Source organism: Cellulosimicrobium composti (assembly GCF_010287905.1).
GTDB lineage: Bacteria > Actinomycetota > Actinomycetes > Actinomycetales > Cellulomonadaceae > Cellulosimicrobium > Cellulosimicrobium composti.
Genome location: NZ_JAAFAN010000094.1, coordinates 1 through 10,791 on the forward strand (window position 1 = coordinate 1; position 10,791 = coordinate 10,791).

The 10,791-nt window shown below is 76.1% G+C and carries 9 protein-coding genes; 3 read left to right on the top strand and 6 right to left on the bottom strand.

Annotation, left to right across the window (positions count from 1 at the left end):
- Positions 1–242: 242 nt before the first annotated feature.
- Complete coding sequence (locus GYH36_RS17955; protein WP_115942323.1) at positions 243–740, top strand: acyl-CoA thioesterase; 498 nt, start codon at positions 243–245, stop codon at positions 738–740.
- On the opposite strand, the gene GYH36_RS19890 is transcribed toward GYH36_RS17955, so the two are convergent.
- From GYH36_RS19890 to ptsP, 5 genes are all read right to left on the bottom strand, one after another.
- Positions 670–2,289, bottom strand: coding sequence for an SDR family oxidoreductase (locus tag GYH36_RS19890; protein ID WP_162290552.1), 1,620 nt, complete (start codon positions 2,287–2,289; stop codon positions 670–672). The genes GYH36_RS17955 and GYH36_RS19890 overlap by 71 nt on opposite strands.
- Positions 2,286–3,272, bottom strand: a complete 987-nt coding sequence (locus GYH36_RS19895) for a DNA topoisomerase IB (protein ID WP_024842189.1) — start codon at positions 3,270–3,272, stop codon at positions 2,286–2,288. The genes GYH36_RS19890 and GYH36_RS19895 overlap by 4 nt, the downstream gene beginning before the upstream one ends.
- Before the next feature lie 90 nt (positions 3,273–3,362).
- On the bottom strand, positions 3,363–4,322 hold the full coding sequence (locus tag GYH36_RS17970) for an acyl-CoA thioesterase (RefSeq protein ID WP_376739838.1): 960 nt from the start codon (positions 4,320–4,322) through the stop codon (positions 3,363–3,365).
- Between the two features lie 33 nt (positions 4,323–4,355).
- Positions 4,356–4,742, bottom strand: a complete 387-nt coding sequence (locus GYH36_RS17975; RefSeq protein WP_024842191.1) for a globin — start codon at positions 4,740–4,742, stop codon at positions 4,356–4,358.
- A gap of 221 nt (positions 4,743–4,963) precedes the next feature.
- The gene (gene ptsP / locus GYH36_RS17980; protein WP_162290553.1) at positions 4,964–6,667 is read right to left on the bottom strand and encodes a phosphoenolpyruvate--protein phosphotransferase; all 1,704 of its coding nucleotides are present in this window, start codon (positions 6,665–6,667) and stop codon (positions 4,964–4,966) included.
- Between the two features lie 238 nt (positions 6,668–6,905).
- Here ptsP and GYH36_RS17985 point away from each other — a divergent pair, with 238 nt between their 5' ends.
- Positions 6,906–7,151, top strand: a complete 246-nt coding sequence (locus GYH36_RS17985) for a PTS sugar transporter subunit IIB (RefSeq protein WP_024842193.1) — start codon at positions 6,906–6,908, stop codon at positions 7,149–7,151.
- A gap of 122 nt (positions 7,152–7,273) precedes the next feature.
- On the opposite strand, the gene GYH36_RS17990 is transcribed toward GYH36_RS17985, so the two are convergent.
- A complete protein-coding gene (locus GYH36_RS17990) occupies positions 7,274–8,380 on the bottom strand; it encodes a mechanosensitive ion channel family protein (RefSeq protein ID WP_115942326.1) in 1,107 nt (368 codons plus the stop codon).
- Positions 8,381–8,470: 90 nt separating this feature from the next.
- On the opposite strand from GYH36_RS17990, the gene malQ reads away from it, so the two are divergent.
- On the top strand, positions 8,471–10,654 hold the full coding sequence (gene malQ, locus GYH36_RS17995) for a 4-alpha-glucanotransferase (protein ID WP_162290554.1): 2,184 nt from the start codon (positions 8,471–8,473) through the stop codon (positions 10,652–10,654).
- Positions 10,655–10,791 lie beyond the last annotated feature (137 nt).

Here is a 10,791-nt window from a genome sequence, read left to right on the forward strand (position 1 = left end):
GGCGGACCGCGGCCCTCGGCGGCGGGTCCTGCCGCCCCAACGCACCCCCCCACCACCCCACCCCACCACCCCACCCAGCCCCGGCCCGCCGCACCGCCGAACACGGGGTTGGTGTCGTCATCCGTCCGACAACGACAACAACCCCGTGCTCGACCGCGCGGAGGGTCGTGCTCGGCGGGGGAGAGAATGGTCGACGGCCGGGGCGCACCCGCCGCCGGCGCCCGTCGAGCGAGAGGACCCTCATGACCCGTCTGCACGTGCCCGTCTCCCTGCGGTGGTCCGACCTCGACGCGTACGCCCACGTGAACAACGTCGAGATGTTCCGGCTGCTCGAGGACGCGCGGATCACCGCGTTCTGGACCCACCCCGAGGCGGGGGAGGACGCGTGGCCGACGGCCGTCCTGGAGACCGGGCCCCACGCGACGAGCCACACGCTCGTCGCGCGCCAGGAGATCGAGTACCTGCGGCCGCTCGGCTTCACGCGCACGCCCGTGCGCGTCGAGCTGTGGATCGGGCACCTCGGGGGCGCGAGCCTCGAGGTCTGCTACGAGGTGCACGACGGCGCAGCACGGTTCGCGCGCACGGGCCCCACCTCCGGGGGTGCGCCCTACGCGAAGGCCGCGACGACGATCGTCGTCGTGGACGCCGCGACCGGGTCGCCGCGCCGCATCACCGAGGCTGAGCGCGCGGCGTGGGAGCCGTTCGTCGAGGAGCCGCTGTCGTTCCGCCGGCGCCGCTGAGACCGACGCCCGCCTCGCCCCGCGCCGCGGTCTCGGCCGCGCGTGCGACGTTGCGCTGCATCCCGCCGAACACGACGCCGTGGAAGGGCTTGACCGCCCACCAGTAGAGCTGGCCCGCGAGCCCGTGCGGGTGGAACAGGGCGCGCTGCGCGAAGTACGTGCGGCCCGGCCCGCTCGCGTCCTGCGGTGCGGGCCCGGGCGCGCCGGGGCGCGAGGCCTCCGGCAGCTCGGCCGCGGCGTCGTCGACGCGCAGCTCGAGCCACGCGAGGCCGGGCAGGCGCATCTCGGCGCGCAGCAGCAGGCGGCGCCCCGGCTCGATCGCCTCGACGCGCCACCAGTCGAGCTCGTCGTCCACCCGCAGGTGGCGCTCGTCGCGGCGACCGCGCCGCAGTCCCGGCCCGCCGACGAGCCGGTCGAGGAGCCCGCGCACGCGCCACGCGAGCGACCACGAGTACCAGCCGCGCGAGCCGCCGATCTCCTCGACCACGCGCCACAGCACCCCGGCCGGCGCGTCGACGACGGTCCGCCGCTCGTCGACGTAGAGGGAGCCGCCCGCCCAGTCGGGGTCGCTCGGCAGCGGGTCCGACGGCGCGCCGGGCGCCGCGGCGGACGACCACCGCGTGGTGACCTCGCCGTCGTGGATGCGCTCGAGCGCGAGCTCGACGGCCTGGTCGAACCCGAGCAGGCCCTCGGGCGGATCGGGCACGTAGCGGGCGATGTCGTGCTCGCCGCACACGACCTCGTGCTGGAGCGACTCGACGAGCGGCCGCGCGATGCCCGACGGGACGGGCGTGACGAGCCCGACCCAGTGGCTCGACAGCTTCGGCGTGAGCACGGGCACGCTGACGATCGCGCGCCGCGGCAGCCCCGCGACCCGCGCGTAGCGCTGCATCATCTCGCGGTAGGTGAGCACGTCGGGTCCGCCCACGTCGAACGCGCGCGACACGTCGGGCGGTATCGTCGCGGACCCGACGAGGTAGCGCAGCACGTCGCGCACGGCGATGGGCTGGATGCGGTTGTCGACCCATCGCGGCGTCGTCATCGCGGGCAGCCGCTCGGTGAGGTACCGCATCATCTCGAACGACGCCGACCCGGAGCCGAGGATCACGGCGGCCTGGAGCACCGTCGTCGGGACGCCGGACGCGAGCAGGATGTCGCCCACCTCCTTGCGCGACGCGAGGTGCGGCGAGAGGTCGCCCTCCGGGACGTCCGGGTACATCCCGCCGAGGTAGACGATGCGCCCGACCCCGGCCTCGCGCGCGGCACGCGCGAACGTCAGCGCGGTGCGGCGGTCGCGGGCCTCGAACGTCGGGCCGGTGCCGAGCGAGTGCACGAGGTAGTACGCGACGTCCACGTCGGCGAGGGCGGCCCGGATCTGCTCGAGGTCGCTCGCGTCGGCCGCGACCGCCTCGACGTCGTCGACCCACTCGCGCCCCGCGAGCCGCTCCGGGTGCCGGGCGAGCGCGCGCACGTCGAACCCGGCCCGCAGGAGCTCGGGCACGAGCCGACCGCCCACGTACCCGGTGACGCCCGTGACCGCGGCCCTCACGACAGCAGCTCCAGGAGCTCGCGCTCGGCGCGCGTCTGCGAGCGCGTCGAGCCGATCGTCTCCCCGCGCTCCCACAGGTCGAACAGGCGCGGGTCGATGTACGACGACCGCGCGACGGCGGGCGTGTTGCCGAGCTCCTCCGCGACGTCCTTGACGATGCCCGTGACCACGCGCCGGCGGGCGCGGTCCGAGCGCGGGGGCGCGCCCGCGTCCGCGAGCGCGCGCGCCGCGAGGACCGTGGCGTGCCACGTGCGGAAGTCCTTGGGCGTCGCGTCGTCGCCGAGCCGTTCCTTGATCCCCGCCTGGACGTCCGCGCTCGTGACGTCGTGCCACCGGGCGCGGCCGTCGGGTCCCTGCTCGCGCCACGCGAGCAGCTCCACCCCACCCCGACGCCGCTTGAGGGTCGTGACGAGGTCGGCGACGACCGGGTCCTCGACGACGACGTCGCGCACCTGGCCCGACTTCGCCGGGTAGTGGAAGTGCACGCTGCCGTCGCGGCGCACGCGCGCGTGCTCCTTGCGGATCGTCGCGAGGCCGTAGCTCTTGTTCTGCTGGGCGTAGATCTCGCCGCCGGCGCGGAAGTACGCGAGGTCGAGGAGCCGGAACGCGAGCGCGAGCACCTTCTCGCGCCCCATCCCCGGCTGGGCGAGGTCGCGCGCGACCCGGCGCCGGGCGGCGGGAAGGCGCCGACCGACGTCGAGCACGTGGTCGTGCTTGCGCCGGGCCCGGCGCACCTGCCACTGCTCGTGGTAGAGGTACTGGCCGCGCCCCGCGACGTCGCGCCCGAAGGCCTGGATGTGGCCGTTGGGGTAGCGGCAGATCCACACGTCGGTCCAGGCCGGGGGGACGGCGAGGCGCGTGCAGCGCGCGACCTCCTCCTCGTCGGTCAGGGGAAGGCCCTCGACGTCGAGGAACACCCACGAGTCGCCCTTCGGGCGCCGCGAGTAGCCGGGGGAGGTCACGGTCACACGGCGCAGTCGCACCCCGACAGTGTCGGGCGCCGGGCCCGAGGTCGCAGCCCGGGAGGCCCCTCACCGGGGCGCGGCGCCGGGCCGGGGCCCGGCGCGGGCTCGTCACATCGCGGGGACGCGGATCATGCCCTCCTGGGCGATCGACGCGACGAGCGTGCCGTCCTGCGCGAACACGCGCGCGGCGCCGAGCCCGCGGCCGCCCTGGGCGCTCGACGCCGACTGCACGTACAGCAGCCACTCGTCGACGCGCACGTCGCGGTGCCACCACATGGCGTGGTCGAGGCTCGCGATCGAGATGTCGGGGGTGACCCAGCTCGTGCCGGACTGGCGCAGGATCGGCTCGAGCATGACCTGGTCGCACGCGTAGGCCATGAGCGCGCGGTGCAGCAGCTGGTCGTCGCCCACGTCGCCGCGCGAGCGCATCCACACCATCTGGTGGTCCTTGGGCTCGTGGTCCGGCCCGAGGTAGAGCGACCCGCCGACGTGCCGCAGCTCGAACGCCGAGTGGTGCGACCAGAACCGCGCGATCGGGTGGTCGATGCCACCGAGCACGTCGAGCGCCGACGGCACGTCCTCCGGCGGCGGGGCGTCGGGCATGCGCGACGCGTGCTCGATGCCGCCCTGGAGCTCCTGGAACGAGGAGATCATCGACAGGATCGGCTTGCCGTGCTGGATCGCGTGCGTGCGGCGCGCGCTGAACGAGCGCCCGTCGCGCAGCCGCTCGACCGCGAAGTCGATGGGGACGTCGAGGCCCCCGGGCCGCAAGAAGTACCCGTGCAGCGAGTGGGGGAGCCGCCCGTCGGGGACGGTGCGCCCGGCTGCGAGGACGGCCTGCGCGAGCACCTGGCCGCCGTACACGCGCCCCGTGGGCTGGTGCACGCTCACCCCGCGGAAGTGCTCGGGGTCGGCGGCCGACCCGTCGCCGTCGCCCACCCGCTCCAGACGCAGCACGTCGAGGAGGTGGTGGAGCGGGTTCGGCACCTGCTCGCGCGGGGCGTCGTCCGACGTCGGTCCGGGTGAGGACGAGCGCGACGAGGCGGGCGGCGTGGGCTCGGGGGTCACGGGTGGGGCTCCTTCGCTCGGCGGCGGGTCGGGTCAGTCCTCGAAGGTGTTGAGGAGCGAGTGCGCCGCGCGCTCCAGATAGTCCCACAGCGTCGCCTCCTGGATCGGCGCGAGGCCGAGGGTGTCGACGGCGGCGCGCATGTGGGTCAGCCAGCGGTCGCGCGCGTCGGGGTTGACCTTGTAGGGGGCGTGCCGCATCCGCAGGCGCGGGTGCCCGCGCTGCTCGCTGTACGTCGTCGGGCCGCCCCAGTACTGCTCGAGGAAGGCCGTGAGGCGCCAGCGCGCGGGGCCCAGGTCCTCCTCGGGGTACATCGGCTTGAGCACCGGGTCCTCGGCGACGCCCGCGTAGAACGCGTCGACGAGGCGGACGAACGTCTCGTGGCCGCCGACCTCGTCGTAGAACGTGCGGCTCGGGCGCACCGGCGCGGCGTCGGCGGTCGGGCCGGTCGTGCCGTTCGACAGTCCGGCGACGGGCAGCGTCGTGCGGGGGGTGGGCTCGGTCGTCACGGGCCCATCATCGCACCGGCGGCGGGCGCGGCCGGGCCGCGCAGGTCGTCGCGGGCGCACGTCACACGCGACGCGCCGACGCACGTCACTCCCCGCGCGGGCGCGCGCCCGGTCGGGTCGGGGGCCGAGGGCGGTCAGAGGCCGAGCTCGGCGAGGACGGGCAGGTTCTCCCGCACGACGGCGCGCGCCTGGGCCGCGCTCTCGGCCTCGACCGCGAGCCGCGCGAGCCTGCGGCACTCGTCGAGGTCGACCTCGCGCAGCAGCGCCGCGACGTCCGGGATCGCGCGCGCCGTCATCGACAGCGACGACACGCCGAGCCCCACGAGCACGACGGCGAGCACGGGCTGGGACGCCGCCTCGCCGCACACGCCGACGGGCCGGCCCTGCTGCGCGCCGCCCGCGCACGTCGCCTCGACGAGACGCAGGACCGCCGGCTGCCACGGGTCGCTGAGCTCCGCGAGCGACCCCAGGAGCCGGTCGGCGGCCATCGTGTACTGCGTGAGGTCGTTGGTGCCGATCGACGCGAACGCGGCGCGCGCGAGGATCGGCCCGGCGAGCAGCGCGGCGCTCGGGACCTCGACCATGACGCCCGCGACGTCGAGGCCGTGCGCCCGGCAGCGCTCGACGAACCACTCGGTCTCGCCCACGGTCGAGACCATCGGCGCCATGACCCACACCTCGGCCTCCTCCGCCGCGGCCGCCTGCGCGATCGCGTCGAGCTGCTCCTCCAGCAGCTCGGGCCAGCGCGCGGCGGTGCGCAGCCCGCGCACGCCGAGCGCGGGGTTCTCCTCGTCGTCGACCGTGAGGAAGTGCAGCGGCTTGTCCGCGCCCGAGTCGAGCGTGCGGATGACGACCTTGCGCCCGGCGAACGCGCGGAACACGGTGCGGTAGGCGACGACCTGCTCCTCGACCGTCGGCGGCTGCTCGCGGTCGAGGAAGCAGAACTCGGAGCGGAAGAGCCCGACGCCCTCGGCGCCCGCGGCCGCCGCGGGCGCCGCACCCGCCGGGTCGCCGACGTTCGCGAGGAGCTGGACGCGGTGCCCGTCGCGCGTGCGGCCCGTGCCGTCGAACGTGCGGACCTGCTGCGAGCGCGCCCGCGCGGCCGCGACCTGGGCCTCGGACGGGTGCACGACGACGGTGCCGGCCGACCCGTCGACGAGCACGACGTCCTCCGGGGCGAGCGCCGCGCTCGCCCCGGTCGCGGCGACGACGGCCGGGATCCCCTTGGCGTTGGCGACGATCGCGGTGTGCGACGTCGGTCCGGCACCGTCCGTGACGATCGCGAGCACGCGCGCCGGGTCGAGCGCGGCCGTCGCCGACGGCGCGAGGTCGGGCGCGACGAGGACGAACGGCTCGGCGTGCTCCGGGACGCCCGGCGCAGGCCGGTCGGTGAGCGCCGCGACGAGCCGGTCGCGCACGTCCGCGACGTCCCGCGCGCGCTCGGCGAAGTAGCCGCCGAGCTCGGTGAACTGGCGCACGACCTCCTCGGCCGCCTCCCACACCGCGCGCTCCGGCACGAGGTGCTCGTCGAGCACGCGGCGGCGGGCGTCGGCGGCGAGCGTCGGGTCGGCCGCCATCGCGGCGGTCGCCTCGAGCACGTCGCGCGTCTCGCCGTCGGCCGCGTCGGCCGCGCGCTGAAGGTCACCGGCGACCTGGGCCGCGGCGGCGTCGACGCGACGCGCCTGCGCCTCGTGGTCCTCGCGCGGCCCGAGCCGCAGCCCGCGTGCGGGCTCCTCGATCGGCTCCGGCATGAGCACGACCGGCCCCACGACGGTCCCGGGGCACACCCCGATGCCCGTGATGACCTGCCGTTCCTCGTCCTGGTGTCCGCCCGTCACGACCCTCGCTCCTGTCCGCCTCGGGCGTGCGACCCGGGTGCCCGGGCCGGTGCGCACGCGTGCCCGTCACCGTCCGACCCCGGTCCCGGACGCACACGCCTGTTGCGCGGGCGTTGCCGAGCGGCCTCGATCCGGTGACAACCTCGCCAGGAGACTAGGCTGTTGCCAGGTGCACGGCACCCCGACACCCCGGATCCCGCGCGGGGATCCCCTCGACCCGCCTCAGGAGAGACATTCGATGAGCACCCCCTCGGACCAGAAGGCACAGCAGATCCTCGAAGCCCTCGGGGGCCAGGGGAACGTGGTCGACCTGGAGCCGTGCATCACGCGACTGCGCGTCGAGGTGACCGACCCCCAGCTCGTCGACGAGGCGCGTCTCAAGGCGACGGGCGCGTTCGGCGTCGTGCGCTCGGGCCGCGTCGTGCAGGTCATCGTCGGCCCCGAGGCCGACAACCTCGCCGCGGAGCTCGACGGCCTGCGCTGATCCCGGGCCGGCCCCGCCCGCGGGGCCGGCGCCACCGAGGCGCACCCGCCGACGCCTGCCCGCCGACGCGCGTCGGACGGCACGAGCCCCCGACGGCGCCCGTCCGACGTCCCGCGCCCGGCTCAGCGCGTCGTGCGCGGCGAGCCCGCGTCGTCGGGTCCCGACGGCGCGCCCTCCTCCCGCGTCCCGTCGGCCGCCGCGTCCTCGGCCTGCGCGTCGGGGTCCCGCGGCTCGTCGGGCTCGGAGGGGGAGTGGTCGAGGACGACCACCTGCTGGGCCCCGGCGAGCGGGACCCGCGCGTCGGACAGCGCCAGGCGCACGCTCGCGCGCAGCGCTCGCGCGACCTCCCACTGCATCGCGGCCTGCGTCTTGACCTGCACCTTGAGCTCGAGCGCCTCGGCCGTCATCCCCTCGATGCCGGACACGTGGGGCGGCTCGAGGACGTACGTGCCGAGCACGGGGTCGCTCGCGACCTGCTCGCCGGCGGCCCGCAGCGCCGCGCGCACCGTCTCGACGTCCGCCCAGTACGCGACCCGGACGTCGACCGTCGCGCGGCCCCACTCCTGGGTCTTGTTGCCGGTGCGCAGGATCTCCCCGTTGCGCACGAACCACAGCGTGCCGTCGCCGTCGCGCACCTTGGTGACGCGCAGCGCGACCTCCTCGACCGTGCCCGTGACCTCGCCGAAGTCGACCGTGTCCCCGACGCCGTACTGGTCCTCGAGCAGCATGAACGTGCCGGAGAGGAAGTCCTTGACGAGGCTCTGCGCGCCGAAGCCCAGCGCGACGCCGGCGATGCCCGCCGACGCGAGGAACGGCGCGATGTCGACGCCGAGCTCGGCGAGCACCATGAGCACGATCGTCGCGCCGATGACGATGTTCGCGACGGACCGCAGCACCGACCCCACCGTGCGGGCGCGCTGGGCGCGCCGCGCGCTCGCGAGCGGGTTCGCGCGCAGCAGGACCGTGCCGACGCCCGACTCGCCCACGCCTTGCAGCCGCTTGCTCCGCAGCGCGGGCGTGCCCTGCGCGATCTGCTCCGTGACTCGGCGGATGAGGCGGCGCACGACCGCGAGGACGATCGCGCCGATCCCGACGACGAGGAGCACGCGCAGCGGGAGTCCCACGAACCAGTCGAGCCAGGACTGGGAGTCCGACGGGTCGAACGGCTCCAGGGGCTCGGTGGTGTCGGTGGGCAGCGCCAGGAGAGGGAGCAGGGCGGGCTGGGGCATGAGCGCAGGCTACCCGGGCCGGGTGGGCGGACCCCGGGCGCGCCGGGCGAACGCGCTGCTCGCGGGCCCGCGTTCTGGCAGGATGCAGGCGTGAGCGAACCCCCGCAGACGGACCTGCCCGAGCCGTTGGTGCAGCTGGCCGACGCCCACGGCGTCGCGTCCGACTTCTGGGACTTCGACGGCACCCGGCGCCAGGTGCGCGCCTCGACGCTCGTCGCGGTGCTCGAGGCTCTCGGTGTCCCGGCGTCGTCGCCCGAGAAGGTCGCGGTCAGCCTCGAGCACTCGCGCGACGACGCGTGGCGCCAGATGCTGCCGCCGACCGTCGTCGTGAGACAGGGCGACGCGGTGCCCGTGCCCGTGCACGTGCAGGACGGGTCGTCCGTCGCGGTCTGGGTCGAGCTCGAGGCCGAGCCCGCCCGCCACGGGGGCCAACCCGCCGGCCAGCACGCGGCCCGCGCCCCGCGCGAGCGCCGCGACCTCGCGCAGCTCGACGTGTTCGTCGAGCCGCGCACGGTCGACGGGCGGCGCGTGGGCCGCGCGACGTTCGAGGTCCCGGCCGACCTGCCGCTCGGCTGGCACGACCTGCACGCCGAGAGCGACGGCACGCACGCGCGCGCGACGCTCGTCGTGACGCCGCAGCGCCTCGAGCTGCCCGCGGAGGTCGCCGAGCGGCGCACGTGGGGCTTCATGGCCCAGCTGTACTCGGTGCGCTCGCGCGCCTCGTGGGGCGTGGGCGACCTCGCGGACCTCGCGGACCTCGCATGGCTGTCCGCGCGCGAGGCCGGCGCGGACTTCGTGCTCGTCAACCCGCTGCACGCCGCGGAGCCCCGCACGCCCATGACGCCGTCGCCCTACCTGCCGACGAGCCGGCGCTTCGTCAACCCGCTGTACGTGCGGGTCGAGGACATCCGCGAGACCGCGTACCTCTCCGCCGCGGACCGCTCGCTCGTCGAGTGGGCGTTCGACCCGGTGCGCGACCTGGACACGGATCCGGGCCCGATCGACCGCGACGCCGCCTGGGAGGCCAAGAAGGCCGCGCTCGAGGTCGTGTTCGCCGCGCCGCGCTCGACCGCGCGCCAGGCGTCGCTCGACGCGTTCCGGGCCGAGCAGGGCCGGGGCCTCGAGGACTTCGCGACGTGGTGCGCGCTCGCCGACCACTACGGCGACCGCGACTGGCCGCCCGGTGCGTTCGACCCCAACGGGCCGACCGTCGCCGCGCTGCGCGAGCAGCTCGCCGACCGCGTCGAGTTCTACTGCTGGCTCCAGTGGGTCGCCGACGAGCAGCTCCGCGCGGCACAGCGCACGGCGCGCGAGGCCGGCATGTCGGTGGGGATCATGCACGACCTCGCGGTCGGCGTGCACCCGGAGGGCGCCGACGTGTGGGCGCACCGCGGCGTGCTCGCGACGGGCGTGTCCGTCGGGGCGCCGCCGGACATGTACAACCAGCAGGGGCAGAACTGGTCGCAGCCGCCGTGGCACCCCAAGGCGCTCGCCCGCGCCGGGTACGCGCCGTACCGGGACATGCTGCGCACCGTCCTGCGGCACGCCGGCGCGATCCGGGTCGACCACGTCATCGGGCTCTTCCGGCTGTGGTGGATCCCCGGCGGCGCGCGCGCCGACGCGGGCGCGTACGTGCGCTACGACCACGAGGCGCTCGTCGGCATCCTGTGCCTCGAGGCCCAGCGCGCCGGGGCGATCGTCATCGGCGAGGACCTCGGCGTCTACGAGCCGTGGGTGCGCGACTACCTCGCCGACCGCGGCGTGCTCGGCACCTCGGTGCTGTGGTTCGAGAAGACCGCCGACGGCGCCCCGCTGCCGCCCGAGGACTACCGCCGGCTCGCGCTCGCGACCGTCACGACGCACGACCTGCCGCCCACGGCCGGCTACCTCGCCGGTGAGCACGTCGAGCTGCGCGACCGCCTCGGCGTCCTCACGGAGGACGTCGCGACGGTGCGCCGCGCGGCCCGCGCCGAGCGTGACGCCATGGTCGCGTTCCTGCGCGAGCGGGGGCTCGTGGGCGACGACCCGTCCGAGCGCGAGCTCGTGGAGGCGCTGCACCGCCTCGTGCGCAGCACGCCGTCCGCCCTCGTCGGCGTCTCGCTCGCGGACGCCGTCGGTGAGCGTCGCTCGCAGAACCAGCCCGGCACGGACCAGGAGTACCCGAACTGGAAGGTGCCGCTCGGCGACTCGTCGGGCAACGTCGTCCTGCTCGAGGACCTGTTCGACTCCGCGCGCCTGCGCTCCCTCGCGAAGGCGATGAACGACCCCCTCTGACCCGCCGAGCCTGCGGGGGGGGGGGGGGGCGGGGGGGGGGGGGGCGCCCCCCCCCCCCGGGCGGGGGGGGGGGGGGGGGGGGGGGGGGGGGGGGGGGGGGGGGCGGGGCGCCCCCCGCCCCCCCCCGGGGGGGGGGG